Genomic DNA, 26,718 nt, shown 5'->3' with positions numbered 1-26,718 from the left:
AGAGATATGGCGCAGGTAAATAGCTAGTAAGTCAGCTCGGCAATCGCAATCCTGTTCTCGGCGGCAGGCCAGAGCCGTGCCACAATCCGTTCTTCGCCAAATTGGGCCACGATGTTACGCCCAACCTCGCTGGCGGGAAGACGCAAGGTTGCTGCCGCATCCGTGGGCACGCCCGGCTTGACGTCGGCGGGCTCCTTGCCGTCGAACAGCACCACGTCCCGCGGCAGGCCGAAATAGCCGCGCGGACGCGACATGATCACGACCGCGCCGGCAGCCTTGTCTGCCGGGCCGAGCGGGCGCCCGGGCCTGAGGTGCACGACATCGGACGAGCGCGGGAAAGGCGAGCGGTAGATGTGTGTCGTCGGCGCCTCCGGCGAGGTCAGCACGAATTCGAGCGACCATGACGGATCGACGTGCGCCACGCCCCAGCGGCCGTCCGTTCCGGTCTTCGCGCTGAGCACCGCATTGCCACTACGCTCACCGGTTTGGGGATCGACGCGGAAGACATCGACGGTTGCACCCACGACCGGACGATTGGTCGGCACGCCGCCCGGCGTGCCCGTCACGAGGCCGCTCAGCCTGACGCTCGGCTCCGGCACGATCGCGATCCGCGTCGGCTCGCGTCCCGCGATGAATTTATAGATCTCGCGGAAAGCGCGCGGATGGAACGCCACCTCGCGATGGTCGAGCGCGCCGAGCACGAGATTGGTGGCGCCCTTCAGCTCCGGCCCCTCGTTGGTAACATTGGTCGGCGTGCCGGGCTTTCCGATGAAGCGGCCGTCGGCTTGCGCATATTTGTCCATGCCGTCGCTGCGCAAGGTGAGGAAGGCAACGCCCGGCGTCACCTCGCTGTCGCCCTCGTTCAGGCCACGCAAAAACGGGCCACGGCCGTTGAACTCGTTGTTGGGCTGATCGTCGGTTGCGAACACGCCGTGATTGGGCGTGCCGCACAGCACGGCATGGCTGACACCGCCGACGCCGCCGCTTTTGATGACGTTGCGGATCGCATTGCCGCCGCGCGAGCTGCCGACCAGTGCCACGCGCGCCGCGCCAGTCCGGTGCTTCAGGTCTGCGATGGCGGCGGCAAGCTCGCGGCGCTGGTCTTCGGTCGAGGAGCGGCCGGCCTGCTCGACCTTGTCGTCGCTGCGCGCCAGGGGATCGGTGAAATTGATCGCCATCATGCGATCGCGCGCGATGCCGTTCGATTCCATCCGCCACAGCGTCGTCATCCAGAGCGCGTCGTAGTCGCCATTGCCATGGACGAACAGGATTGGCGGCACCTCGACGTTCTGCGCCACGGGCGCGGTCTGGGCCAGCGCCCCCATCCGCAAGCTCGCAACCGCGAAAGGCAGGCCGCCCACCCCTTGCAGGATTGTTCGTCGCGATAGCTTCATCTGTTCCTCCCGGCGAAACCTTCAGTCTTGCACCGCTTATACCGGCCTAACCACTGGACAGCGAAGGACTTTCGCGGGCATCACTGGTCTTGCCGAAATCATCCAAGACCACGTCTGCCAGCCCATATGGAAGGGGATATGACCGAGCAGCCGAACCGTCAGAAAATTGCGGCCGACGGCATTACCGCGCCGCTGCGCTACACCGTGTTCCGGCGCATCTGGCTCGCCAGCCTGCTCTCCAATCTCGGCCTGTTGATCCAGGGCGTGGGCGCGGCCTGGGCGATGACGCAGATGGCAGCGTCGGCCGACCAGGTGGCGCTGGTGCAGACCGCCTTGATGCTGCCGATCATGCTGATCTCGATGCCGGCCGGCGCGATCGCCGACATGTACGACCGCCGCATCGTCACCCTGGTCTCGCTCGCGATCGCGCTGACCGGCGCGTCCGCGCTGACGATGCTGGCCGGGCTCAAGCTGATCACGCCCGAGACGCTGCTTGCCTTCTGCTTCGTCGTCGGCAGCGGCAACGCGCTGTTCGGACCGGCCTGGCAATCCTCGGTCAGCGAGCAGGTGCCGCCCGAGGCATTGCCGTCGGCGGTCGCGCTGAACGGCATCAGCTACAACATCGCGCGCAGCTTCGGCCCCGCGGTCGGCGGCGTCATCGTCGCGGCGCTCGGCGCGGTGGCGGCGTTCGCCTGCAACGCGATCCTCTATCTGCCGCTGCTGGTGGTACTGCTGCTCTGGCGGCGCGTGGTCGAGCCGTCGCGACTGCCGCGCGAGAAGCTCAACCGCGCCATGGTGTCCGGCTTCCGCTACATCACCAATTCGCCGCCGATCAAGATCGTGCTGCTGCGCACATTGGTGATGGGCCTGATCGGCGGCGCCGTCATGGCGTTGATGCCGCTGGTCGCGCGCGACCTCTTGCATGGCGGCGCGCAGACCTACGGCATCATGCTCGGCGCCTTCGGCATGGGCGCGGTCGTTGGCGCGCTCAACATCCACGAGCTGCGCAAGCGCATGAGCGGCGAGGCTGCGATCCGCGCCTGCACCATCTCGATGGCGTTCGCGATGGCCGCGCTTGCCGTGAGCACGGAGCCGGTGCTGACGGCCACGGCGCTGGTGCTCGCTGGCGCAGTCTGGATGGCGGCGGTCGCGCTGTTCAACATCGGCGTACAGCTCTCGGCGCCGCGCTGGGTCGCGGGCCGCTCGCTCGCGGCGTTCCAGGCCTCGATCTCCGGCGGCATCGCGATCGGCGCCTGGGGCTGGGGCCATCTCACCGACTATGCCGGCGTCGAGGTCGCGCTGCTGGTTGCCGCCGGCCTGATGCTGGTCTCGCCGCTGCTCGGGATCTGGCTCACGATGCCGCGCGTCGGCGCCCGCAACGAGGATGCCGACGTGCTGGCCGACCCCGAGGTGAAGCTGTCGATCACCGGGCGCAGCGGACCGCTGGTGGTCGAGATCGAATATCGCGTGTCCCAGGAGAATGCGCGCGCCTTCCACAACGTCATGCAGGACGTGCAGCTCTCGCGCCAGCGTAACGGCGCCTATGGCTGGTCGATCGCGCGTGACATCGCCGATCCCGAATTGTGGACCGAGCGCTATCACTGCCCGACCTGGTTCGACTATTTGCGCCAGCGCAACCGCGCGACCCTGTCCGAACGCGCGCTGCATCAGCAGGCGATCGATTTCCACATCGGCCCCGAGCCGGTGCGCGTCCGCCGCATGCTGGAGCGGCCGTTCGGCTCGGTACGCTGGAAGGAAGAGACGCCGGACCGCGCAAGCAAGGAAGTGCTGCCGGTGGTCGCGACCGCGGCGGGGAGCAGCACGTAGATCTCGGGACGCGCCGTCAAGCGCGAATCCGGAACGACAGTCACTGCCCGTGGTCGGTCAGTACCTTGTCGCAGGCCTTGCTGAGGCGGGAGCGGTTCTGCTTGAGGCAGGCGAGCACGGCACCATCGCCATTGTTCATCACGGCGCGGCAGTGACGGCTGACATCACGCGCGCAGGCATCATGCCCGGGCTGCTGCTGCGCGGACGCAGCCGATGCGCACAGGATCAAAGAAACAGTGAAAAGAAATCTGGTCATCGCGTAATGCCTCAACCCGGAACAAAGTGCGGCGAAGCTAGTGCGACGACCCCTCAGCCGCAACGGCTTTATTGGCAGGCTGAGCTTATAGGTTGATTGGCGGTGCCGCGTGTACCCCGGCTTGACGCCGGGGCACGGCATACAGGGAGCTCGGGCATCGCAACGCTTGCGGCGTTGCGGGCTCTCTTACTGACTGTCCTGGGCGTCAGCGACCTTGCGTGAGGCGCCCTTGGCGAGGTCCTTGTCCATCACCGCGCGGCAGCCGGCGCTCAGGTCGGAGCGATGCTTCATCATGCACGCGGTGATCTTCGGGATGTTGGGGATTTCCGCCGAGCAGAGGCGGAAGGCATCGCCGGTGCACATCTGCTGCGCCTCGGACGAGAAGGCGAAGCTCGAGGTCGCAGACGTGATGGAGACGATCGCGGCAAAGCCCAGCGCCAGGCTGGCGTCGCGGATCTTGGCCGAAAAGGACTTGGTCATTTGAAGCTCCCATTGGCACCGCGGACAGCGGGCCGGTTGTTGATGGGACCTACGATGCTCCGGCAAAACAGTTTCCACTGTGATGACGGTCACGGGCAGGCCAGCCTCTGTGACATCGGTCACTTTGGCGCGCCCGGCTGAAATTCCTCCGCATCCGCTGTCGTGTTGGTGTCACGTTAACTGTTCCTTCGCATTAATGGCTCGTCGCGCGGGCGATTCCGCCGGTTTGGTTGCGTAATTGGAAAGAGTAGCGATGCGTAATGCCTTGGGCCTGATGCTGGCCAGTGTAGTTGCCGCGGTCGTCATCGCCGCCGGCGGTTGGTCTTATTATTCCACGCGCGCCGACCAGGGCGCTCCCAAGACAGTTGCCGCCCGTGCCGCCGATCCGCTCCCGGCACCGGCGAAGCTCGCCGCCAGAGACGACGTCGAGACCACCGCCACGATCGCGGTCAAGCCGACGGCATTTGCCCAGGCACCCGCGCCTGCGCCTGCACCGATCATGCCGGTGCAGCCGAAGCAGGCCTGCGCCAATCCGAACGCGCTCGGGGTCTCCCGCGTGGTCGAGATCGACACCACCGGCGGCCCCGGCTTCGGCTTCGATCATTTCAAGCAGTTCGACTTCCTCACCGACAAGGAGGTCGTGCTGACTTTCGACGACGGTCCCTGGCCGGTGAACACCCCCGCGGTGCTGAAGGCGCTCGCGGATGAATGCACCAAGGGCCTGTTCTTCTCGGTCGGCAAGCATGCGACCTATCATCCGGAAATCCTGCGCCAGGTTCTGGCCCAGGGCCACACGGTCGGCACACACACTTGGTCGCACGTCAATCTGAACGGCAAGAAGATGACCGAGCAGATGGCCAAGGACGAGGTCGAAAAAGGCATCAGCGCGGTGAAATTCGCGCTCGGTGCCAACCCCGCGCCGTTCTTCCGCTTCCCGCAGCTTCAGCACAACCCGGCGATCGTGAGCTATTTCGGCACCCGCAACGTCGCGATGTTCTCCACCGATATCGACTCCTTCGATTTCCGGAAGGGCGCGACGCCGGAGAAGATCATCGAGACGGTGATGAACAGGCTCGACAAGCTCGGCAAGGGCATCATCCTGATGCACGATTTCCAGAAGCACACCGGCGAAGCGCTGCCGGCGCTGCTCGCGCGGCTGAAGGCCGGCGGCTACAAGGTCGTGCAGATCAAGGCCAAGACGACGCTTCAGACGCTGCCGGAATATGACGAGGCGCTGATGAAGGACCTGAAGGTGCCGACCGCCAGCACGACCCTGCGTCCGATCTCGAGCGTGGTGCAGACGGTTTCGCAGTAAGCTCGATCGAAACACTCTCTCAAAACGTCATGGCCGGGCTCTTGCCCGGCCATTTGCTTTTTGGAGCGAGCGATCGTCTACCAGTAAATGCCGTGGCGATGCAGCTCGCTGATGATGCGGCGCTCGGTCCATTCGCGTTTGCGCTTCGGCTTCTCCGCCCTTGCGGTCTTGGCAGGCTTGGTCGTCGCGACCGGCGCTGAGGCCGTCGTGGTCGTGACCGGAGCGGTCGCCGCAGCGGGCGCAGGGGCCACAACTGCCGGCGGACGGTCGATATATTTCGGGGCCTCCGCAGCCGGTGCGACTTCGCTCACCTGGGTCGCCGTGGTCGCGGCGGCCTGCGGAGCGGAGGTCTGCCCGGTTGCCGATGACAGCGACAGGCTGCGGTCGGCGGCATGGGCAGATGCGGAGGCCAGCACCATGGCGGCAACCAGAATGATCTTGCGCATGTGAAATCTCCCCGTGTTTGCGTGACGCGGACACTACGGGAGGCGGGGTGCAAGGTTATGTGATAAACGTCACCAAGCTGGTGCCGCACGCGACGCGCGCTCATGCGTGCCGCGTTCCTTTCGGCAATGCGCTGACAGCGATCTGATGGATTGAGCGCCCTGCCATGAATGCGTGGAGCAAGTGACCCTGCAAGCCGCGACAACCCGCTCGGCACGAGGTTGTCACCCATGTCTCAGGTACGTTCTGTTACCTATGTGTCCGGGCCGGACATGCGAAGGCTGGTGCCGCAAGAGGGATTCGAACCCCCGACCCCGTCATTACGAATGACGTGCTCTACCGACTGAGCTATTGCGGCGAACCCTGCCGGGATCTCGGCGATGCCGGCCCCGATACGCGCGCTCCTGATATCGGGCATGGCTTGAATTGGCAAGGACAAGCGGGAGGCGAAATGCGCCTCACGCGCCCCAGCGGGACCAGAATCCGCGCCAGCCGCCAGCCTGGGCCTTGGCGTGGCCCTTGGGCGTGCCGATTTGTTCCGTAAATTCATCGCTCGGAGCCTCGTCATCGATCCCGGGATCATCGGGGGCGCGGACGATCGGGATGACGGCCTGGATCGGCGCGGACCCAGGCTTGCCGAGGTCCGCCCGGGTCCGGAACACCGGTGTTGCCGCAACGGGCGATGATTCGGCGGTCTCGAGGGCCGGTTTGACCGGCTCGGCGGGCGCGACCGCCGGCTCCTCCTTGGCGACGTCCTCGGAAGCCTCGTTAGGAGCTTCCGTGATGGGCTCTTTGACGACGTCCTTGGCCTCGGGAGGCGAATTGTCCTGCGCGGCCGGCACGGACACGGGCGGATCCACCGGGATTTCGGTCGGCGCCGCCGTCACCCGCTTCGGCGGCGGGGCAGCCAGCATGGCCTCCTCGAAGGCCGACGATTCGATCGTGGTGCCCTTGTCCGAAGGAAGGCTCGCGACCGGCGTCTGCCACTGGAAGGCATCGAGCCGGCCGGTGACCGGGGAGACCGGGCGCCAGCGGTCGCTGACATAGCCATCCGCGGTCCAGGCCGGATCGTGGCGGGCACGCACCGCGCGCAGGGTCCAGGCGCGGGCCCGGCCGCTGTCGCCATGCTCGGCGCGCTCGATCTCGGCCATCAGCAGCGCGACGCGCTGGGTCGGATCGTTGACGTAAGGCGCCAGCACCTCGCGCGCCCTCGCGAATTCGGACGCATCGATTGCGGCACGCGCGATCGCGAGCTGGCCCTCGACATGGCCGGGCTTCTCGGCGGATGTCTTGGCCGCGAGCGTCTCGACCCGTTGCAAACGCTGCCGGGCGGAATCGCCGAGCTTCACATGCGCATAGGCGTCGGCGAGATCGGGGTGCGGATTGGCGAGCCAGGCGGCCTCGACTAGCTTCATCGCACGGCGCACCTGATGCGCCTCGCTCTCGAATTTCGCGGCAAGAACGGCGGCCGGGACCAAAGTTGGCGCGAGCTTGACCGCCTCCATTACGCTCTCGCGCGCGACGTCGCGGTCCATGGTCTCGAGCTCCAGCGCGCGTGCGGTGAGCAGCACGCCGCGCTGGCGGCGATAGGCCGGCTTGTCGATCAGGCCCGCGGCCAGATTGGAATCGAGGATCGCGAGCGCACCGCTCCAGTCCCCCCGCGCGCAGCGGAAACCGAGCACCGCATGCGAGGCCCAGGTCGAGGACGGCGACAGTTTGATCGCTTCCTCCGCGATCATCACGGCGCCGGCCGCATCGTCGGCACGCTGTGCCTCGATGAACAGGCCGCGCAGGCCGAGCAGGCGAGTATCCTCACGCTCGGCCATGGCGCGGAAGACGCGCTGGGCCTCGTCGCGATTGCCTTCGAGCTGAGCCGACTGCGCGTGCAGCAGCAGCGCCAGCGGATCGTTCGGGGCAAGGCGTCGCGCAGATTCGGCGTGACGGCGCGCAAGCCCGATGTCGCCATGGCCGATCGCGAGCAGGCCGTGGGTGATGGCGTGGCGGCCGCGCGCGTGGCGCTTCTCACGGCGGCGGCGGCGCAGACGTCCGGGCGCGCGCCAGATCATCGTCACGATGCTCCAGACCAGCACGACGGCCGCGGCGAACACCCCAAGCAGAAACACGAATCTCGGCAACGTCGTCGAGGCGCGGAAACCGCCCGCGGTCAGGACGAGATCGCCGGGCTGATCGGCAACCCAGGCCGCGCCGGCCGCCGCCAGCGCAATCAGGACAAGGAAGAGGACGATGCGAAGCATGGCGATCCCTATACGCGCTGATTGTTGCGCGAACCTTATTGAGCAGGCTTGGCGAGATCCGCCATGGCGTCGTCAGCGAATTTGCGTGAGGCGGCGAGCGCAGCCTCGCGCGCATCGGCCTTGTCGAGCCAGGCCTGCGCCGGCGCACGATCGGCCTCCGCCAGCGTCTTCAGCTCGCGCCGCGCCTCGACGAAATCGTTGCGGAGCGCCGCGGCCGTGACCCGCGCAACGATCGCGCCGCGATCATTGCCAACCCCGTCGGTCCGCTCGATGCGGACGAGCTTCGACGCTCCCGCCTGGAGACGTTCGACGATGCCGGCTCCGGCGGCCGGCGCCTCGGGCGGCGGCGAGAGCTTCGGCACGATGTTGAGCAGCTCGCGGCTCAGCGCGACCGGCGTCGGGATGCCGCTCGCCGCAAACGCTTCGAGCGGCTTCAGCGTGTCGGGCTTGGCTGCGAACGACCGCGCCGCGGCCAATTGCGACTGATAGGGATCGCCATGACGAACGGCGACGTCGAGCAGGGCCGCGGCCACCACATGACGCAACGGCTTGTCGTCCATCGACTTGGCATCGGCGATCTTCTCGCCCTGCTGCGCGAGCTCGGCCCTCTCGGTCCTGCTGGCGCGCTCGAGTTGCGCGACGCGATCGCTGAGAGCAGCAAGATCGGGCGCGGCAATGCTCGGTGCAGATTTGGCATCATTCAGAGCGCTCGCGGTTTTGTCGGACTGCGCACGCAGATTGGCGATGTCGCTGCGCAACGCGCTTGCGGATTTTTCGAGCGCGTCGATCCGCGCCACCAGGGCCGGATCGGCGGCGGGCTTGCCCGCCCTGGCTTCGACCGCGGCGACACGACCGGCGAGCGCATCGACGGTCGCGCTCGTCACTTGCGGCGCGGCTGGCGGCGCCTGCACGGCGGGCCAGCCCAGCAGCCAGCCGACCGCGATCACGAGCGCGGCGGCAACGGCGCCGGCGAACGGCGCAATGACCCAGGGCGAAATCGGCGGCGAGGGGCGAGCGGCCGCGGCCGGCTCCTCGACGTGCTCCGGCGCCGCAGCGGCGGGCTCGGATTTTGCCTGCTCGGGCTCGGCGTGCTCCGGCGCCGGCTGAGCTTCAGGCTCACCTGCCGGCTCTTGCGGTTGCGTCGAGACGTCGGTCGCCTCGAGGTCGATGGTCGGCGGAGTGCGCTTGGCACGGCCGGGCTCGGGGGCCAATCCTGTGTCTTCAGGCTTGTCGTCGGCCATCGTGACGGTTCCTCACACTTCCATGCCAGAGCGGACCCGATTGCGTCGGATTCGGCCCGACCTCTTACGCCAAACGGGTCCTCAAAGCACGCTCCAAGGTATCAAATAAGGCATTTTCGTCCGGCGTTGCGGCCACCAGAACCTGCGATGCGCCGGCCTCGCGCAGCACGGCGGCCACGTTCTCGGACAGGCAGCATTGCGGGATCGCCAGCGCCGAAATTTCAACGCCTTCGCCCCGTGCCGCATCCAGGAAGGCCCTCGCGCTGCGCCGGGAGTAATGCAGCACCGCCTCGATTCCTTGAGCCGCGAATCCGTCGCAGACATCGCGCGGAAGAATTTTGACCGGCACCATGCGATAGGTCGTCTGCGTCACCACGCTGAATCCTTCCGCACCGAGCTCGCCGCCGAGATCGCGCGACAGATCCGCACCCGCGAGATAGAGCAGCGTGCTTTTTGCCTCTAGCAGCTTCTCGCGCGCGCTCTGCATCACCTTGTCGCGCAAGGAAACGGCATCGCCACTGGCGACGATCACATTCGTGAAGCCGGTCTCCCGCGCAACCGCAGCCGTATGCTCGCCGACGGCAAACAGCGGCAGCTCCAAAAGCCCGAGATCGCGCAACTGCGGCGCGACGGCGCGGATCGCATTTGCTGACGTCACGATGATGGCGCCATAGCCCGCCTCGCTCTCGTCATGGAAGGCGACCGGCTCGAACTTGAGCACCGGCGCGAGCAGCACTGCATGGCCCCGCGCGCGCAAACTGTCCGCGGTCGCCTCATTGTCAGGATGCGGCCGTGTGACAAGAATGGACATCGCTGGTGTTCCCGGGCACGACGCATTGACGAGGACGGCCGCGCGTGACGATTGCGCAAGCCGACCCCGGAATGCTACCGCGTTACCAGAACTCCGCTTTCCGGATGAGCGCAAGGGCGCAAATTGGATAACAATTCGCCAATGCTGGTATTGGGCATCGAAACCACCTGCGACGAGACCGCCGCGGCCGTGATCGAGCGCGCGCCTGACGGTGCCGGCAGGATCCTGTCCAACATCGTGCGGTCGCAGGTCGAGGAGCACGCCCGCTTCGGCGGCGTGGTGCCGGAGATCGCCGCCCGCGCGCATGTCGACCTGCTCGACGGCATCATCGAACGCGCCATGGGAGAGGCCGGCATCGGCTTCGCCGAGCTCAACGGCGTCGCCGCCGCCGCGGGACCCGGACTGATCGGCGGTGTCATCGTCGGGCTTACCACGGCGAAGGCGATCGCGATGGTGCACGACACGCCGCTGATCGCGGTGAATCATCTGGAGGCGCATGCGCTGACGCCGCGCCTCACCAACGGAATCGAATTTCCCTACTGCCTCTTCCTCGCCTCCGGCGGCCACACCCAGATCGTCGCGGTCACCGGCGTCGGCCAGTATGTACGGCTCGGCACCACAGTGGATGATGCGATCGGCGAGGCCTTCGACAAAGTCGCGAAAATGCTGGGCCTGCCCTATCCGGGCGGCCCGCAGGTCGAGCGCGCGGCGGCAAGCGGCGATGCCGCGCGCTTCGTGTTCCCGCGGCCGATGCAGGGGCGCCCCGACGCCAATTTCTCGCTATCGGGGTTGAAGACCGCAGTGCGTACCGAAGCGAGCCGGCTCACCGAAATCACGCCGCAAGATATCAGCGATCTCTGCGCCAGCTTCCAGGCCGCCGTGCTCGATTCGACCGCCGACCGCTTGAGCGTTGGCCTAAAACTCTTCCGCGAACAGTTCGGCGCGCCGCATGCGCTGGTGGCGGCGGGCGGCGTCGCCGCCAATCAGGCGATCCGCGGCGCGCTGGACGACGTCGCGCGGCAGGCCGGAACGCAACTGATCATGCCGCCGCCCGCGCTCTGCACCGACAACGGCGCGATGATCGCCTGGGCCGGCGCCGAACGTCTCGTGCTCGGCCTGACCGACACGATGGAAGCGCAGCCGCGCGCACGCTGGCTGCTGGACGCCAACGCCACGGCGCCAGCGGGTTACGGCAAGACGCGGGCGGGATATTGAATGATGTGGTGCTGCAATGAGCTCCCCTTCACCTCGCCCCGCTTGCGGGGAGAGCATAGGCCGCCTTCGGCGGCCGTCCTTAAGAGACGCCGAAGCAAAGCTTCGGCTACGTTGCATCGCGGCTGCAATCCGCGCGAGGGGGGCTCTCCGCAAGTCTCTCTGTCACCGTCCCCGCGGAGACTCCCCCTCACCCCAACCCTCTCAGCGCGAGCGAAGCTCGTCGCGCCTCCGCAAGCAGGGAGAGGAAGTGGAGAGATTGAGCCATGACCGCATTCCGGTCCGTCGCGGTGATCGGGGCGGGTGCCTGGGGCACGGCGCTGGCGACAGTGGCTGCGCGGGCAGGGCGGAACGTGACGTTGTGGGCGCGCAATGCCGAGCACGCCACGCGGATCGCATCGACGCGCGACAATCCGCGGCTGCCGGGCGTGCGGATCGCGCCGGAGATCGTGGTGACGAGCGACCTGGCGCTCGCCGCACGCGCCGACATGCTGCTGATCGCGACCCCGGCGCAGCATCTGCGCGGTGCCGTCAACATACTGGCCTCGCATCTCGCAAAGCCCCTGCCGATCGTCGCCTGTGCCAAGGGCATCGAGCATGGCACCCACAAATTCATGACCGATGTGATTGCGGAAGCCGCGCCGCAGGCGCAGCCCGCGATCCTGTCGGGCCCGAGCTTTGCCGACGACGTCGCGCGCGGCCTGCCGACGGCGGTGACGCTGGCGGCGAAGGATGAGGCGCTGGCGAGCGAGCTTGTGCAGGCGCTGGGCTCCCCGACATTCCGCCCCTATCACTCCACCGACATCCGCGGCGTCGAGATCGGTGGCGCGGCCAAGAACGTGCTGGCGATCGCCGTCGGCATCGCGGTCGGGCGCAAGCTCGGCGCCTCGGCGCAGGCTGCGCTGACGACCCGCGGCTTTGCCGAGCTGACGCGTCTCGGCCGCGCGCTCGGCGCGCGCAGCGAGACGCTGACCGGCCTGTCCGGCCTCGGCGATCTGATCCTCACCTGCGCGAGCCTGCAATCGCGCAATTTTGCTCTGGGCCTCGCACTCGGCCGCGGCGAGCAGCCGCCCGCCGGCAAGCTTGCCGAGGGTGAGTTCACCGCGCCGGTACTGATCGAACTCGCAGCTTCGCAAAACATCGAGATACCGGTATCAGAAGCGGTCGCTTCGATCCTGAGCGGCCGAAGCACGATCGACGCGGCGATATCCGGATTGTTGACGCGTCCCTTCAAGGCAGAGGAATGAACATGGCGTACTGGCTGGTGAAATCCGAGCCCTCGGTGTGGTCCTGGGACCAGCAGGTGGCGAAGGGCGCCAAGGGCGAGGCCTGGACCGGCGTGCGCAATTACACAGCGCGCCAGAACCTCGTGAACATGAAGAAGGGCGACAAGGCGTTCTTCTATCATTCCAACGAGGGCAAGGAGATCGTCGGCATCGCCGAGATCATCAAGGAGGCCTACCCAGACCCGACCGACAAGACCGAGAAATTCGTCTGCGTCGACATCAAGGCCGACAAGCCCCTGAAGACCCCGGTCACGATGGCCGCGATCAAGGCCGAGAAGAAGCTCGCAAACATGGCGCTGGTGAAATATTCGCGCCTGTCGGTGCAGCCGGTAACGGCGGAGGAGTGGAAGCTGGTCTGCAAGATGGGCGGGCTATAAGCGCTCCGAAGTCGGCGCTTGCGTCTCCGGCAGTGCGAGCACCTCGCATGGCGAGGCAATGCCGCGCAGCTTGTGCAGTCCGAGCGCGATCAGAGGCATGTCCGTCTGCGCAGCAAGCGCTCCCGACACCAGCACGGTCCGGCCCAGCGGCTTGCACAATCCTTCGAGCCGGCTTGCGAGATTGACGGCGGGACCGATCGCCGTGAAGTCGAGCCGATTGGCGGCGCCGATATTGCCCCACAGCATCTCGCCGAGATGAAGCGCGGCGCCGAACGACAGCGGCGGCAGTCCTTGCGCGCTGCGCTCCGCGTTGAGATATGCCATCCCGGCCTCGGCCGCGCCTGCGGCACGCAGCGCCGCATCGCAGGCATGGCGGGGTGAGGCCTCGAGCACCGGAAAGATCGCGAGCACACCGTCGCCGATGAATTTCAGCACCTCGCCGCCGAAGGCATGGACCGCACCGGCGATGCGGTCGAACCAGGCGTCGAGCGCCGCGATGACATCGGCGGGTGGTGTGATCTCCGACAGGCGCGTGAAGTCGCGCAGATCCGCATAGAGCAGCGCCGCCTGAATGGTCTCGCCGAGATCGCGCCGCAGCGGCGCCGTCAGCACACGCGCCGCGCTGCGCTTGCCGAGATAGGCCTCGAGCGTCGCACGCAAGGTGGCGCGGGCGGCGAGCACGGCAAGCGGCGTCGCGGCGAACCGCGCTGCTTCGCGCAATTGCGCGATTTCGCCTGATGTGAACGGCCGCGGCCCGATCCAGCCGAGCGATGGCCCGTCTTGCCGTCCAACGACGTCTTCGTGCACCTCGCCGGCCGCGATGTCGCGCAGCCAGCGGCGACCGGCATCGTGGGGCGGGTCGGGCAACAGGCCGCCGGGTGCAAAGCCGAGCGCTTCGATCACCCGGCCGCTGTCGGCACGCCATAGCCAGGTCCGTTTCGCGATCAAGGGATGCGGCACCTCCAGCGTCAGGCTGCCGGCCGCAAGCGGCACCCCGTCGGCGACCAGATGCGCGCCGAGTTCCGCCAGCAGGCGGTCGGCCCCGGGACTGTCCGAGGCGGCGTCGACGAGCCAGGCGAGGGTCGGGGAGAGCTGCATGGTCCGATGATGGCGAATGCGGGCGGTCCTTGTCACGGGCAATCCTTGACGGGCCGCTTTGGCGCCGCCATCTGCCCCTCAGCAAAGGGATGATCGCCGATGACCGAATCCTTCGTAGTGCGACGCGAGACCCAGATTGCCGCCCCCCGCGCCACCGTCTTTGCCTATCTCACCGATCCCGAGAAGATCCTGAGCTGGATGGGCTCCGATGCGACCACCGAGCCGCATCCCGGCGGGCTCTATCTGCTCAAGGGCATCGGCCCGCACGGCGGCGTCGGCCGCGGCGCCTTCCGCGAGGTCGTGCCGGTGCATCGTCTCGCCTACACTTTCGGCTGGGAGGGCGGACAGGAAGTGCCGCCCGGCTCGAGCTTGATCGAGATCGACCTGATCGAACGCGACGGCGGCACCCTGCTGCGCATGACCCATAGCGGCCTGCCGACCGAGGAGCAGGCGGCCGCGCACGCGACGGGATGGGCGCACTATCTGGGACGACTCACCACCGCGGCCGCGGGCGGCGATCCCGGCCCGGACATGGGTGTTTCTACCAAGGCATAGCTCTCGCAGGGCGGGCCCACGCATCTTCGCGACCATGGAGAGATGGGCGCGGCGCTTTGCGCTTTTGCCCACCCGGCAGTGTCGTTACACCGCCGCGGTCGCGACCACCTGCGCCAGCAGCTGCTCGCGCCGCGCCTGCGACCGCTGGCCTTTCATCGTCGCCGCAAAACGCTCCAGGATGCCCTCCTCGAAGGCCGTGACGATGGTGTCGTGGACGTAGCTCTTGCGGCAGATCGCCGGCGTGTTGGAGAGCTGGTCGGCGGCGGCGCGGATCGCGTCCAGCACCTGCTTCTTGCGGCCGCGCTGGCTGGTCGCCGGCGTGATCCGCGACAGCGATTCCACGACGACGGCGGAGGCCATCAGCGTGCGAAAATCCTTCAGCGAGATCTTGATGCCGGCGATCTCGCGCAGAAACGCGTTCACCTGCGTGGTGTTGACCGCGCGTACGACGCCGTAGGCATCGCGATACTGGAACATGCGTTTTCCCGGGACGCCGCGCAGGACGCCGATGGCGCGGACCAGCTTGGCCGCGTCGCACTCCTTGCGCACCGCCTTGCCGCCCTTCGCCTTGAAAGTCAGCACGAAGGAATCGTCTTCCAACGTGACGTTGGATTTCAGCAATGTGGTGGCGCCGCGGGTGCCATTGAGGCGGGCGTAGGATTCGTTGCCGGGGCGGATCGCGGTGCGCGCGATCAGCTCGATCACAGCCGAGAGCGCGAATTCGCGCGTCGGCTCCTCGCCCGACAAGAACGCCGAAACCTTGCGCCGGATCTTTGGCAGCGCGCCGACGAGCTTTTCCAGGCGATGCGCCTTGCGATGCTCGCGGACCTTCTCCCAGTCGGCGTGATAGCGATATTGCAGCCGCCCCGCGGCATCGCGTCCCACGGCCTGGAGATGCGAGTTCGGGTCCGCGGAGTAGCGCACCTCCCGATAGGCCGGCGGCACCGCCATGGCGTGCAGCCGGCGGATGGTGCGGGCGTCGCGGATATGGGCGCCGTTGGGACGGACGAAGGAATAGCCCTTGCCGCGCCTGACGCGGCGGATGGTCAGCTCGTTCTGGTCGCCGAGCCGCAGGCCCAGCTCCCTGGCGAGCGCCTCGACGGTCGTCGCCGCAGGCGCTGTGTTGAAGATCTTTTTCGGGCTGGGGCGGGTGGAGCCGGCCGGTTTCGGCCATTGTCCGAGGGCCTTGGCCAGTGCAATAGCGGCAGGATCGGCTGAAGCGGGCCGCATCGTCCCGAGATTCTGCTGATCCATCATAGTGTTATGCCTTGACCCTGTTTGATGTCGTTCAATGCCGCTGTTCTGATTTTTGTTCCCTGAGGGTCTCTTCCGGACCCGGGTTAGCCACTTAGGGTGTTCCAAACCGTATTGCGAGTCCCGAATCAGTGAGAGACGGTTGCTAAATACCTCCGGCGGCGCATGGGCGCCCTGCACGGGCCTGTTCCGGAGATTTGGGTCAAAGACCCGAAAGCTCGCCGCTTCGGTCTGTTTCAGATTTGCGACAACGGGCCTGCGCAGCTTGATGCGCCGCATGGCGGGCCGCTCGCCGAAGGTCCAGCTTGTGCTGCTTGTCGGGGGCGGTTAGCCCGACGCATAATCGATTCAACGATCAGGTCAGCTTGCCAGTCGCATGCGTTCGACTTGGCGTAGGTGGAGGGAAACATGTCCGAGAAGATTTACGACGTCCCGGCGGAGTGGGCCAAGCGCGCCTGGATCGACCAGGTCAAGTACAAGGAGATGTACGCCCGCTCGATCTCGGACCCGAACGCATTCTGGGCGGAGCAGGCCAAGCGCATCGACTGGATGAAGGCTCCGACCAGAATCGAGAACGTCTCCTTCGCGCCCGGCAACATCTCGATTAAATGGTTCGAAGACGGCATCCTCAACGTCGCGCATAACTGCATCGACCGGCACCTCGCCAAGCGCGCCAACCAGACCGCAATCATCTGGGAAGGCGACGATCCCTCGCAATCCCGGCACATCACCTACAAGGAGCTGCATGACGAGGTCTGCCGGATGGCGAACATCCTGCGCACCCGCAATGTCAAGAAAGGCGACCGCGTCACCATCTATCTGCCGATGATCCCGGAGGCGGCCTACGCGATGCTGGCCTGCGCGCGGATCGGCGCGATCCACTCGGTGGTGTTCGCGGGCTTCTCGCCTGACAGCCTCGCCCAGCGCATCAACGACTGCAAGTCCAAGGTCATCATCACCGCCGACGAAGGCCTGCGCGGCGGCAAGAAGGTGCCGCTCAAGGCCAATGTCGATGCGGCGCTCACCAAGGCCGACGGCGTCGACTGGGTCGTCGTGGTGAAGCGCACCGGCGGTCAGGTCGAGATGAATCCGTCCCGTGATCTCTGGTATCACGACGCCGCCAAGATGGTGACGACGGAATGCCCGGCCGAGCACATGCATGCCGAGGATCCGCTGTTCATCCTCTACACGTCAGGCTCGACCGGCCAGCCCAAGGGCGTGTTGCACACCACGGGCGGCTATCTCGTGTTCGCCTCGATGACCCATCAATACGTCTTCGACTATCACGACGGCGACATCTACTGGTGCACCGCCGACGTCGGCTGGGTCACCGGCCACAGCTACATTCTGTACGGACCGCTGGCCAACGGCGCGACCACGCTGATGTTCGAAGGCGTGCCGAATTATCCGGATAATTCCAGGTTCTGGAACGTCATCGACAAGCACAACGTCAACATATTCTATACCGCGCCGACCGCGATCCGCGCCCTGATGCAGTCGGGTGACGAGCCCGTCAAGAAGACCTCTCGCGCGAGCCTGCGCCTGCTCGGCTCGGTCGGCGAGCCCATCAATCCCGAAGCCTGGGAGTGGTATTATCACGTCGTCGGCGACGACCGCTGCCCGATCGTCGACACCTGGTGGCAGACCGAGACCGGCGGCATCCTGATCACGCCGCTGCCGGGCGCAACCAAGCTGAAGCCGGGCTCGGCGACGCAGCCGTTCTTCGGCGTCGTTCCCGAAATCGTCGATGCCGATGGCAAGGTGCTGGAAGGCGAGACCACCGGCAATCTCTGCCTGACGCGCTCCTGGCCGGGGCAGATGCGTACGGTCTATGGCGACCACGCCCGCTTCGAGCAGACCTATTTCTCGACCTACAAGGGCAAGTATTTTACGGGCGACGGCTGCCGCCGCGACGCCGACGGCTATTACTGGATCACCGGCCGCGTCGACGACGTCATCAACGTCTCCGGCCATCGTATGGGCACGGCGGAAGTCGAGAGCGCGCTGGTCGCGCATGAGAAGGTCTCGGAGGCCGCCGTGGTCGGCTTCCCGCACGACATCAAGGGTCAGGGCATCTACGCCTATGTCACCCTGATGGCCGGCGTCGAGCCGACCGACGATCTGCGCAAGGAGCTCGTCACCTGGGTGCGCAAGGAGATCGGCCCGATCGCCTCGCCCGACCAGATCCAGTTCGCCCCCAGCCTGCCCAAGACCCGCTCCGGCAAGATCATGCGCCGCATCCTGCGCAAGATCGCCGAGGACGAGCCGGGCAGCCTGGGCGACACCTCGACCTTGGCCGATCCCGCCGTGGTCGACGACCTCGTCAAGAACCGGCAGAACAGGAAATCGGCGTAAGCACCCTCTCGTGTCCCGGACGCAGCGCGGCGCGCTGTTGCGGTGCGCTGCTGAGCCGGGGCCTATCCAGCCGCGCGAACAAAGAGCTGGATCCCGGCTCTGCGCAGCAGCGCTATGGCGCTGCAACGCGTCCGGGACACGAGCCTACCTTTCGCACCGGCGCACCTCCTCGAACTAACGGCCGCTCATACGCTCACGCTCTTTTCAGGGCGCGTGCGGGCAGAGCCGCATCTTTCCGGCCGAGTGTTGTTTTCTTGTTATTTACTTTATTTCGAACATTTCCTTTGTTCCCCCTGCTGGCGGGCCCTGGGCGGCCGTGCGTGGAAACCATCCGGTTAACGCGCGCGGTTAAGAATGTCTGGGCATGCCGGCGATTGCCGGTTTTGCGTAGATTTCGACGGATCCGTTCGGGCAAGGGGAAATGCGATGTCGATGAGGATTGCGGTGGCGTTGGCCGCCACCATCGGAGCAGGGGTCTTGATGTCGACCGCGGCCGAGGCGCGGCCGGAAATGGTGGGAGCGCACCTCGCCGACTATTCGCCGGGCACCATCGTGGTCAAAACCAGCGAGCGGCGGCTCTATCTCATCCTCGATAACGGCCACGCGATGCGTTACCCGGTCGGCGTCGGCAAGTCCGGCAAGCAGTGGGCCGGCACCACCCGCATCGACGGCAAGTATCTCAATCCGGCCTGGTCGCCGCCCGCCGAGGTCAAGCGCGACAAGCCGAACATGCCCGACGTCATTCCCGGCGGCTCGCCGCGCAACCCGATGGGCGTTGCGGCGATGACGCTGGCTGGCGGCGAATACGCCATCCACGGCACCAACGTGCCGGGCTCGATCGGCGGCTTCGTCTCCTACGGCTGCATCCGCATGCTCAACGACGACATCACCGATCTCTACAGCCGCGTCTCCGTCGGCACGACGGTGGTCGTGACGCGCTGATCGTCACCAAATCGGAAACTGAAAGAGCCGCGTCATCCGACGGGGCTTTTTTTGTTACCAGAAGCGCCAACTGCGCGAGCACCAGCCGTCGCGATGGCCGCCATTGTAGCTGCGCGCGTAGCCGCCGGCGAGCATTGCCGCCGAAACGTTGGCGGTTCGCCTGGTCGCGACGTCGGCGAGAACGCGACCGTACTTGTCCTGGCCAAGATTGTAGATCGTGACGCCGCCCTGGCCGAGCAGGTTGCGCAGCGCATCGCTGGCGGCTTCGGCCTTGTCGAGCTCGGCCTGACAGGACGCTTTCATCTCCGGCGCGTCGATGCCGCGCAGACGGACGCGCGCGACGAGATCGCGGCCGCCTTGCTGATGCACTCGCGCGAGGAAAGTATCGCCGTCGACGGTCCTGATGACATCGACCGCCAGACGCGCGGCGGAATTGCCGGACTGCTGCACGATGATCTTGGCATCGCGTGACTGTCCGTCATCTGCATGCGGATTGGGCCAGATCGTTCCCTGGCGAAAGCCGAGCACGATCGCGGTCACGACGCCGACCACGAAGATCCACGGCAGCAATCCGGAGAGGCGACGGCCGAACGGCGAGCCGCTGTAGGAGGGCCGATGGGAATGGCTGGGGTCGAAGCGTGACATCCGCGCACGCTAGGGCTGAGTCGGCTGAACCGGCAAGGTGCCTTAGAAATCCGAGGCGATGCCTTTGCGCTCCCAATCGCCGTAGCGGGTGGGTTCAGGCCCCTTCGGTCCCTGCAACTCCTTGGGCGCCGCTTCAGCATGCGCCGCGGCTGCAGCTTGTCGGCGCGCTTCGGCTTCGGCCAGCGCACGCTGGGCGGCCGGGGAGAGCGGCTTGCGATCAGGAACGGAGGGCTGGTCACTCATCGTGGCGTTCCTAGCGCAGGATTGCGGGAGGCGCGAGGTCCAATATCGCATTGCTGAAATGGTAATCGTGGCCTGTAAAGGCGAGAGGCCATTCTTACATTTGGCATATTCGCGTGCGAGAGATCGGCTTCTCGAGGCATGCGCCCATCGCGGCGGAACTGCCGCTCGCTCAGAACCTTGCTACCGCATGCCATCTCAACGTTTCGTCCCTCCGTCCGAAGTGCCTGGTCTTGCGGCACGGCGGATTGCCGCCGACATCGTCGACGGCGTGCTGCACAAGCATCGCACGCTCGACGACCAGCTCGACGGCGCGGGTGCTCACCCCGGACTGAAGACGCTGGCCGACCGCGACCGCGCGCTGATGCGCCGCCTGGTTGCGACCGTGCTGCGCCGGCTCGGCACGCTCGGCCATGTGCTGTCCCGCCTGCTCGACAAGGGCATTCCCTCCGACGCGCCGCGCGCGCAGAGCGCGCTCTTGATCGGCGCCGCGCAGATCCTCTGGATGGACGTGCCCGATCACGCCGCGGTCGACCTCTCGGTGCGTCTCGTGCAATCGGATCGCCGCGCCGCGCGCTACGCCGGCCTCGTCAATGCCGTGCTGCGCCGCTGCGCGCGCGAGGGCAAGGCGCTGGTCGAAGAAGTCGCCAATCAATCGCTGGACCTGCCGCCCTGGCTGCTCGCGCGCTGGAGCGCGCATTATGGCGAGGCAACCGCGCGGGATATGGCGCTGGCGCTCGGCCACGAGCCCTCGCTCGACCTCACCGTGAAGTCGGACCCCGCGCAATGGGCGAGCCGGCTGCATGGCGAGACGTTGCCGACCGGGACGGTGCGGATGCTGCTGCACGGCTCGGTGACGATGCTGCCGGGCTTTGCCGAAGGACAATGGTGGGTGCAGGACGCCGCCGCCGCGCTGCCGGCCCGCCTGTTCGGGGACATCAAGGGCAAAGCCATCGCCGATCTCTGTGCCGCCCCCGGCGGCAAGACGGCGCAGCTGAGGCTATCAGGCGCGCATGTCACCGCGATCGACCGCTCGCCTGCCCGGGTGGCGCGGCTGCGCGAGAATCTGGCGCGGCTGTCGCTCCAGGCCGAGACCGTTGTCGCCGACGCCGTGGAATGGGCCGGCCCGACCGAAGGCTTTGACGGCATCCTGATCGATGCGCCCTGCACTTCGACCGGCACGATCCGTCGTCATCCCGACGTCGCATGGCTGCGGCAGGAGTCTGATATCGCTGCCCTGGCCGCGCTGCAGCAGCGGCTGCTGAAGAAATCCGTCTCGCTGCTGAAGCCCGGTGGGACGCTCGTCTATTGCACCTGTTCGCTGGAACCAGAGGAGGGCGAGCAGGCGATCGCTGCCCTGCTTCAGGCAGAGGCGGGCCTGCGCCGCGTGCCGATCGAGGCGTCCGAGGTGTCGGGACTGAGCGAGATCGTCACCGCAGAGGGCGACCTGCGCACCCTGCCCAGCCATCTGCCGAACCCCGATCCCAAGCTCGGCGGGCTCGACGGATTTTACGCCGCCCGGCTCGTTAAATCCTGATTTTGCACCGGATTTTGCCGCCACGATCCTGATTCGGACCGTTCAAGGTGGTGTCAGCCGTCCGATTTTGGGATTAATAAAGATTCGTCGGAACCCTCTCCCCTCCAAGGCAAGGCGTGTCGGTCGCTCAACGCAGACGTATCTCGACGCTGGTGATGAACCGCTTCGCGCGGAACATGCTCGCGCGCGCGAGCGGCGGTTCTGTTGCGCTGTCGCGGGTCTGGCCCGCACGCACCGACCGGCTCATCATCGCGCCGCATGATCTGCGTACCGCGGATGCGACCCGCGCTGCGGAGATCTATGCCGGCCGCTTCGTCTTCGCCGGCAAGATCGTCAATTGCCACGGACGCTCGATCTTCGATCTCGAGCCGCCGTCGGAGGATTGGGAGGTCGCCCTGCTCGGCTTCGGCTGGCTGCGCCACCTACGCGCCGCCGACACCGCGCTGACGCGGGCCAATGCACGGGCGCTGGTCGAGGACTGGATCGCCAACCCCGCCAACAAGCGCCGCCCGGTCGCGCGGCGCGCCGACGTGCTGGCACGGCGTGTGATCTCGCTATTGTCGCAGGCGCCGCTGGTGCTGGGCGACACCGACAACAAATTCTATCGCCGCTATTTGCGCGCGCTCGCGCGCGAGATCCGCTTGCTGCGCTACACCATGGTCGACATCCCCGACGGGGTGCCGAAGCTCCAGGTGCTGATCGCGCTGTGCTACACGGCGCTGTGCCTCGCCAACCAAGCGCGCCACATCCGCAGCGCGTCGAAGAAGCTCTCCGATGAGTTGCAGCGGCAGATCCTGCCCGACGGCGGCCACATCTCGCGCAACCCGGGTGCGCTGATCGAATTGCTGATCGACCTGTTGCCGCTCCGGCAGACCTTTGCCGCGCGCAACATCGCGCCGCCGCCGGCGCTGCTCAATGCCATCGACCGCATGATGCCGATGCTGCGTTTCTTCCGACACGGCGACGGAAATTTCGCGCTGTTCAACGGCATGAGCGCGACGCCCTCGGACCTGCTCGCGACACTGCTCGCCTATGACGACACCCACGGCGCGCCGATGGCGAACATGCCGCATACCGGCTTCCAGCGCCTCGATGCCGGCCAGACGACGCTGATCATCGACACCGGTCCGCCGCCGCCAGCCGGCATCAGTCACGACGCCCATGCCGGCTGCCTGTCGTTCGAACTGTCCTCCGGCATCAGCCGCATCGTCACCAATTGCGGCATGCCGACCACGGGCCGTGACAATTGGCGGCCGTTCGCACGCGGCACCGCGGCGCATTCGACGCTGACCTATCACGACACCTCGTCCTGCCAGTTCGTCGAGATGTCGGCGATGAAGCGGCTGCTGCACGGCTCGCCCGTCACCAGCGGGCCGGTCGAGGTCGAGAGCTATCGCGAGGTGGTGCAGAACGGAACGATGCTGACGACCTCGCATGACGGCTATCTCTCAAAATTCGGTGCGATCCATCGCCGTGTGCTGATGATCACCAATGACGGCGCGCGCATCGACGGCGAGGACACGCTGTCGCCACCGCAGGGCGGGCGCTTCAAGGGCGCGGATGCCGATTTCGCGCTGCGCTTCCACCTGCATCCGGCCGTGAAGGCGAGCCGGCTGTCGGATGCCCGCGGCGTCATGCTGGTGCTGCCGAACCGCGATGTCTGGACCTTTGAAGCGCTCGACGACAAGGTTGACCTTGAGGACAGCGTATTCCTGGCCGGCAATGACGGGCCGCGCCGCACCGCCCAGATCGTGATCCGCCAGGACGCGCGGCAGGCGGCGTCGATCCGCTGGAGCTTTGTGCGTTCGACCGCTTCGCCGGCGGTCACCAATGCGCGCCGCAACGCCCGTCGCGAGCCGGAACTTCCGCTGTAGACAGGCGCGATCCGCTCCTATCTACCCGTTGAGACGGGCGCCGAAAGCTGCTATCGAGCCCTCGCTCGCGCGACTGGCGACCTTGGATGGAGCACCATCGGGAAGCGCGGGACACATCCGCCGCGCGCCTGGGCATAGACACTCCCTGAACAGAGGATCTTGCTCATGACTGACCATCCCCGCCGCGTCACCCGCGCTCTTCTCTCCGTTTCCGACAAGGCCGGCCTGATCGAGTTCGCCAAGGCGCTTGCCGCGCATGATGTCGAGCTGGTCTCGACCGGCGGCACCGCGAAAGCGATCGCCGCGGCCGGCCTCAAGGTGAAGGACGTCTCCGACCTCACCGGCTTCCCCGCGATGATGGATGGCCGCGTCAAGACGCTGCACCCGAAGGTGCATGGCGGCCTGCTTGCGATCCGCGACAACAAGGAGCACGCGGAGGCGATGAAGGCGCACGGCATCGCACCGATCGACCTTCTCGTCGTCAATCTCTATCCGTTCGAGGCGACCGTCGACAAAGGCGCCGGCTTCGAGGATTGCATCGAGAACATCGACATCGGCGGACCCGCGATGATCCGCGCCGCCGCGAAGAACCACGACGACGTCACCGTCGTGGTCGAGGCAGAGGATTACAAGGCCGTGCTCGACGAGCTCGCTGCCAACAACGGCGCGACGACGCTGAAGCTGCGCCGGCGGCTGGCCGCGAAGGCCTATGCGCGCACCGCGGCCTATGACGCCGCGATCTCGAACTGGTTCAACCGACAGCTCGAGATCGAAGCGCCCGATTTCCGCGCCTTTGGCGGCCGGCTGATCCAGTCGCTGCGCTACGGCGAGAACCCGCACCAGACCGCGGCGTTCTACGCGACGCCGGACAAGCGCCCGGGCGTTTCCACCGCGCGACAGCTCCAGGGCAAGGAGCTCTCCTACAACAACATCAACGACACTGATGCGGCTTATGAATGCATCGGCGAATTCGACGCCAAGCGCACCGCAGCCTGTGTCATCGTCAAGCACGCCAACCCCTGCGGCGTCGCGGAAGGCACGAACCTCGTTGACGCCTATCGCAAGGCATTGGCCTGCGATTCCACCTCGGCTTTCGGCGGCATCATCGCGATGAACCGCGCGCTCGATGTCGACACCGCGCGCGAGATCACGAAGATTTTCACCGAGGTGATCATCGCGCCTGACGCGACCGAGGAGGCCATCGCCATCATCGGTATGAAGAAGAACCTGCGCCTGCTGCTCGCCGGCAGCCTTCCCGATCCCCGCGCGCCCGGTCTCACAGCCAAGACGGTCGCCGGCGGCCTGCTCGTGCAGAGCCGCGACAATGCCGTGGTCGACGACATGACCTTCAAGGTCGTGACCAAGCGTGCGCCGACCGATGCCGAGATGCGCGATCTCAAATTTGCTTTCCGAGTCGCAAAGCACGTCAAATCCAACACCATCATCTATGCCAAGGATCTCGCCACCGTCGGCATCGGCGCCGGCCAGATGAGCCGCGTCGATTCAGCCCGGATCGCGGCGCGGAAGGCGCAGGATGCGGCGAACGAGCTGAAGCTTGCCGAGCCGCTGACCAAGGGCTCGGTGGTGGCGTCGGATGCGTTCTTCCCCTTCGCCGACGGCATGCTCGCCTGCATTGAGGCCGGCGCCACCGCCGTGGTGCAGCCCGGCGGCTCCATGCGCGATGACGAGGTGATCAAGGCCGCCGACGAGCACGGCATCGCCATGGTGTTCACGGGCACGCGGCATTTCAGGCATTGAAATTGCTGTCATTCGGGGGCGCGCGTAGCGCGAACCCGGAATCTTGCTCGACAATCTCGGGATTCCGGGTTCATCGCTCGGCGATGCCCCGGAATGACAGTGCGGATGCTAATCCCGCACCCGCATCAACAGCCCCAGCCCCGTAACGAAAAACACCACCAGCACGGCCATGCCGGCCTTCTGGCTCGCGGTCGCTGCCGTGATCATGCCGATCAGCAGCGGGCCGATGAAGGACGTCACCTTTCCGGTCAGCGCGAACAGGCCGAAATATTGCGCGATGCGGTCCTTTGGCGCGAGGTGGATCAGCAGCGTGCGCGAGGCCGCCTGAAGCGGGCCGCCGGCGGCACCGATCAGACTACCCAGCACGAGATAGGCGCGCTCGGCCGCGCTCGAGAACAGGGGCGCGCCTGCTTGCGGCGGCGCGACCTTGACGAACAGCACACTCTCCTTGTCGACCAGAAGGATCGCCGCCACCGCCAGCAGCAGGATCAGCAGGCTGCCGGCAATCACACGCTTCGGTCCGAGACGGTCGTCGAGCTTGCCGCCAAGCCACGCGCCGAACGTGCCGGCAATCGCCAGCATGATGCCGAACGTGCCGATCTGGATCGTGTGCCAGCCGAACGTGCCTGCGGCATAGATGCCGCCGAACGCAAACAACGACACCAGGCCGTCCGTGTAGATCATGTTGGCTAGCAGGAAGGCCGCGAGCGATTTCTGCTGCGGCAGGCTCCTGATCGATTGCTTGAGCTCCAGCAATCCTTCGCGCAGCGCGGCTCCCAACGGCCGCTTCGCCGGATAGTCCGGCGTGAACAGGAACATCGGCGTCACGAAGACGATGAACCATATTCCGGTGAGCGGTCCCGCGGCGCGGTCGCCCTGGTGGCTTGCGGGATCGAGCCCGAACAGCGGCACAAAGCCGAGCAGCGTCCGTCCGGTCTCGGGATTCGCCGCGAGGAAACCGAGCACAATGATCAGGCTGACGATGCCGCCGATGTAACCCGTGGCCCAGCCGGTGCCTGAGAGCCGGCCGATCCGATCCGGCGGCACCAGGCTCGGCATCATGGCATTGTTGAAGACGGTGGCGAATTCCGCGCCGACGCTGGCGAGTGCGACCGCGGTGAGCAGCGGCGGAATGACCGAGGGATCACCGGGCCTGCCGATCCACAGCGTGCAGGAGGCCAGCACCAGCACGGCACCGAACCCCGCGATCCAAGGCTTCCTGCGGCCGGACGCGTCGGCGATTGCGCCGAGCACCGGCGACAGCAGCGCGATCGCAAGACCCGCGCTGGCCATCGCAAAGCCCCACAGCGATTGCCCCGTGGCCGCATCTGGCGCAACGCTGGTGGCGAAATAGGGCGCGAACACGAAGGTCGTGATCAGCGTGAAATAAGGCTGCGCGGCCCAATCGAAGAAGATCCAGCTGACGACGGCGGCGCGCGGCGGATAGGTCCGCTGCACGCCGGCCATACGCACATCCTGGGCGATCGTCGTCATCACGCAGTCCTCATCACGAACAGTTTTGCCTCACCGGGCGCAAACCGTATAGCATTACCATGACATGT

23 protein-coding genes, 1 tRNA gene and 1 riboswitch are annotated in these 26,718 nt (G+C 66.5%); of the genes, 11 read left to right on the top strand and 13 right to left on the bottom strand.

Annotated elements, in window-relative coordinates:
• Nucleotides 1–23 precede the first annotated feature (23 nt).
• Nucleotides 24–1,394, bottom strand: coding sequence for a hydrolase (locus tag ACVWY3_RS30660; protein ID WP_456841800.1), 1,371 nt, complete (start codon nucleotides 1,392–1,394; stop codon nucleotides 24–26).
• A gap of 138 nt (nucleotides 1,395–1,532) precedes the next feature.
• Here ACVWY3_RS30660 and ACVWY3_RS30655 point away from each other — a divergent pair, with 138 nt between their 5' ends.
• Nucleotides 1,533–3,221: an MFS transporter gene (locus ACVWY3_RS30655; protein WP_456841799.1), complete on the top strand. Its 1,689-nt coding sequence runs from the start codon at nucleotides 1,533–1,535 to the stop codon at nucleotides 3,219–3,221.
• 40 nt (nucleotides 3,222–3,261) lie between these two features.
• Here the strand turns inward: ACVWY3_RS30655 and ACVWY3_RS30650 are convergent, their stop codons facing one another.
• Nucleotides 3,262–3,477: a cysteine rich repeat-containing protein gene (locus ACVWY3_RS30650; protein WP_456841798.1), complete on the bottom strand. Its 216-nt coding sequence runs from the start codon at nucleotides 3,475–3,477 to the stop codon at nucleotides 3,262–3,264.
• 186 nt (nucleotides 3,478–3,663) lie between these two features.
• Nucleotides 3,664–3,957 carry a hypothetical protein gene (locus ACVWY3_RS30645; protein WP_456841797.1) on the bottom strand — a complete coding sequence of 98 codons (294 nt, stop codon included), beginning with the start codon at nucleotides 3,955–3,957 and terminating at the stop codon, nucleotides 3,664–3,666.
• A gap of 253 nt (nucleotides 3,958–4,210) precedes the next feature.
• Between ACVWY3_RS30645 and ACVWY3_RS30640 the strand changes: the two genes are divergently transcribed.
• On the top strand, nucleotides 4,211–5,272 hold the full coding sequence (locus tag ACVWY3_RS30640) for a polysaccharide deacetylase family protein (RefSeq protein WP_456841796.1): 1,062 nt from the start codon (nucleotides 4,211–4,213) through the stop codon (nucleotides 5,270–5,272).
• A 77-nt stretch (nucleotides 5,273–5,349) separates the two neighbouring features.
• Here the strand turns inward: ACVWY3_RS30640 and ACVWY3_RS30635 are convergent, their stop codons facing one another.
• The 5 genes from ACVWY3_RS30635 to ACVWY3_RS30615 form a co-directional block, all read right to left on the bottom strand.
• On the bottom strand, nucleotides 5,350–5,718 hold the full coding sequence (locus tag ACVWY3_RS30635; RefSeq protein ID WP_456841795.1) for a hypothetical protein: 369 nt from the start codon (nucleotides 5,716–5,718) through the stop codon (nucleotides 5,350–5,352).
• A 280-nt stretch (nucleotides 5,719–5,998) separates the two neighbouring features.
• Nucleotides 5,999–6,074: transfer RNA gene (locus ACVWY3_RS30630), tRNA-Thr, on the bottom strand.
• Between the two features lie 100 nt (nucleotides 6,075–6,174).
• Complete coding sequence (locus ACVWY3_RS30625) at nucleotides 6,175–7,971, bottom strand: heme biosynthesis HemY N-terminal domain-containing protein (RefSeq protein WP_456841794.1); 1,797 nt, start codon at nucleotides 7,969–7,971, stop codon at nucleotides 6,175–6,177.
• A gap of 35 nt (nucleotides 7,972–8,006) precedes the next feature.
• A complete protein-coding gene (locus ACVWY3_RS30620) occupies nucleotides 8,007–9,212 on the bottom strand; it encodes a COG4223 family protein (RefSeq protein WP_456841793.1) in 1,206 nt (401 codons plus the stop codon).
• 64 nt (nucleotides 9,213–9,276) lie between these two features.
• The gene (locus tag ACVWY3_RS30615; RefSeq protein ID WP_456841792.1) at nucleotides 9,277–10,023 is read right to left on the bottom strand and encodes a uroporphyrinogen-III synthase; all 747 of its coding nucleotides are present in this window, start codon (nucleotides 10,021–10,023) and stop codon (nucleotides 9,277–9,279) included.
• Nucleotides 10,024–10,164: 141 nt separating this feature from the next.
• Here ACVWY3_RS30615 and tsaD point away from each other — a divergent pair, with 141 nt between their 5' ends.
• From tsaD to ACVWY3_RS30600, 3 genes are all read left to right on the top strand, one after another.
• Complete coding sequence (gene tsaD, locus ACVWY3_RS30610; protein WP_456841791.1) at nucleotides 10,165–11,238, top strand: tRNA (adenosine(37)-N6)-threonylcarbamoyltransferase complex transferase subunit TsaD; 1,074 nt, start codon at nucleotides 10,165–10,167, stop codon at nucleotides 11,236–11,238.
• A 263-nt stretch (nucleotides 11,239–11,501) separates the two neighbouring features.
• Nucleotides 11,502–12,482: an NAD(P)H-dependent glycerol-3-phosphate dehydrogenase gene (locus ACVWY3_RS30605; protein WP_456841790.1), complete on the top strand. Its 981-nt coding sequence runs from the start codon at nucleotides 11,502–11,504 to the stop codon at nucleotides 12,480–12,482.
• Nucleotides 12,483–12,484: 2 nt separating this feature from the next.
• The gene (locus tag ACVWY3_RS30600) at nucleotides 12,485–12,898 is read left to right on the top strand and encodes an EVE domain-containing protein (RefSeq protein ID WP_456841789.1); all 414 of its coding nucleotides are present in this window, start codon (nucleotides 12,485–12,487) and stop codon (nucleotides 12,896–12,898) included.
• Here the strand turns inward: ACVWY3_RS30600 and ACVWY3_RS30595 are convergent.
• On the bottom strand, nucleotides 12,893–13,996 hold the full coding sequence (locus ACVWY3_RS30595; RefSeq protein WP_456843497.1) for an adenylate/guanylate cyclase domain-containing protein: 1,104 nt from the start codon (nucleotides 13,994–13,996) through the stop codon (nucleotides 12,893–12,895). The genes ACVWY3_RS30600 and ACVWY3_RS30595 overlap by 6 nt on opposite strands.
• 99 nt (nucleotides 13,997–14,095) lie before the next feature.
• On the opposite strand from ACVWY3_RS30595, the gene ACVWY3_RS30590 reads away from it, so the two are divergent.
• Entirely contained in the window at nucleotides 14,096–14,551 is a 456-nt protein-coding gene (locus tag ACVWY3_RS30590; protein WP_456841788.1) for an SRPBCC family protein, read from the top strand.
• Nucleotides 14,552–14,635: 84 nt separating this feature from the next.
• Here ACVWY3_RS30590 and ACVWY3_RS30585 read toward each other — a convergent pair whose 3' ends face one another.
• Nucleotides 14,636–15,808, bottom strand: coding sequence for a DNA topoisomerase IB (locus ACVWY3_RS30585; protein WP_456841787.1), 1,173 nt, complete (start codon nucleotides 15,806–15,808; stop codon nucleotides 14,636–14,638).
• Between the two features lie 405 nt (nucleotides 15,809–16,213).
• On the opposite strand from ACVWY3_RS30585, the gene acs reads away from it, so the two are divergent.
• Complete coding sequence (gene acs / locus ACVWY3_RS30580; protein WP_456841786.1) at nucleotides 16,214–18,160, top strand: acetate--CoA ligase; 1,947 nt, start codon at nucleotides 16,214–16,216, stop codon at nucleotides 18,158–18,160.
• Between the two features lie 426 nt (nucleotides 18,161–18,586).
• On the top strand, nucleotides 18,587–19,102 hold the full coding sequence (locus ACVWY3_RS30575) for a L,D-transpeptidase (protein WP_456841785.1): 516 nt from the start codon (nucleotides 18,587–18,589) through the stop codon (nucleotides 19,100–19,102).
• Between the two features lie 54 nt (nucleotides 19,103–19,156).
• On the opposite strand, the gene ACVWY3_RS30570 is transcribed toward ACVWY3_RS30575, so the two are convergent.
• Nucleotides 19,157–19,747: a thermonuclease family protein gene (locus tag ACVWY3_RS30570; protein ID WP_456841784.1), complete on the bottom strand. Its 591-nt coding sequence runs from the start codon at nucleotides 19,745–19,747 to the stop codon at nucleotides 19,157–19,159.
• Between the two features lie 42 nt (nucleotides 19,748–19,789).
• The gene (locus ACVWY3_RS30565; RefSeq protein ID WP_456841783.1) at nucleotides 19,790–19,990 is read right to left on the bottom strand and encodes a DUF1674 domain-containing protein; all 201 of its coding nucleotides are present in this window, start codon (nucleotides 19,988–19,990) and stop codon (nucleotides 19,790–19,792) included.
• Nucleotides 19,991–20,177: 187 nt separating this feature from the next.
• On the opposite strand from ACVWY3_RS30565, the gene ACVWY3_RS30560 reads away from it, so the two are divergent.
• The 3 genes from ACVWY3_RS30560 (at nucleotide 20,178) to purH (ending at nucleotide 25,156) form a co-directional block, all read left to right on the top strand.
• Nucleotides 20,178–21,524 (top strand): RsmB/NOP family class I SAM-dependent RNA methyltransferase, encoded by a 1,347-nt coding sequence (locus tag ACVWY3_RS30560; RefSeq protein WP_456841782.1) that lies wholly within the window; start codon nucleotides 20,178–20,180, stop codon nucleotides 21,522–21,524.
• A 155-nt stretch (nucleotides 21,525–21,679) separates the two neighbouring features.
• Nucleotides 21,680–23,398 carry a heparinase II/III family protein gene (locus ACVWY3_RS30555; protein ID WP_456843496.1) on the top strand — a complete coding sequence of 573 codons (1,719 nt, stop codon included), beginning with the start codon at nucleotides 21,680–21,682 and terminating at the stop codon, nucleotides 23,396–23,398.
• Nucleotides 23,399–23,457: 59 nt separating this feature from the next.
• Nucleotides 23,458–23,539, top strand: a riboswitch (ZMP/ZTP riboswitch).
• A 24-nt stretch (nucleotides 23,540–23,563) separates the two neighbouring features.
• Nucleotides 23,564–25,156 carry a bifunctional phosphoribosylaminoimidazolecarboxamide formyltransferase/IMP cyclohydrolase gene (purH, locus tag ACVWY3_RS30550; protein WP_456841781.1) on the top strand — a complete coding sequence of 531 codons (1,593 nt, stop codon included), beginning with the start codon at nucleotides 23,564–23,566 and terminating at the stop codon, nucleotides 25,154–25,156.
• Between the two features lie 108 nt (nucleotides 25,157–25,264).
• On the opposite strand, the gene ACVWY3_RS30545 is transcribed toward purH, so the two are convergent.
• Nucleotides 25,265–26,650, bottom strand: a complete 1,386-nt coding sequence (locus ACVWY3_RS30545) for an MFS transporter (RefSeq protein WP_456841780.1) — start codon at nucleotides 26,648–26,650, stop codon at nucleotides 25,265–25,267.
• Nucleotides 26,651–26,718 lie beyond the last annotated feature (68 nt).

It is taken from the genome of Bradyrhizobium sp. USDA 4486 (genome assembly GCF_054057995.1).
The sequence above is the reverse complement of the archived record's forward strand: the minus strand, read 5'-3'. Positions and strand labels throughout refer to the sequence as shown.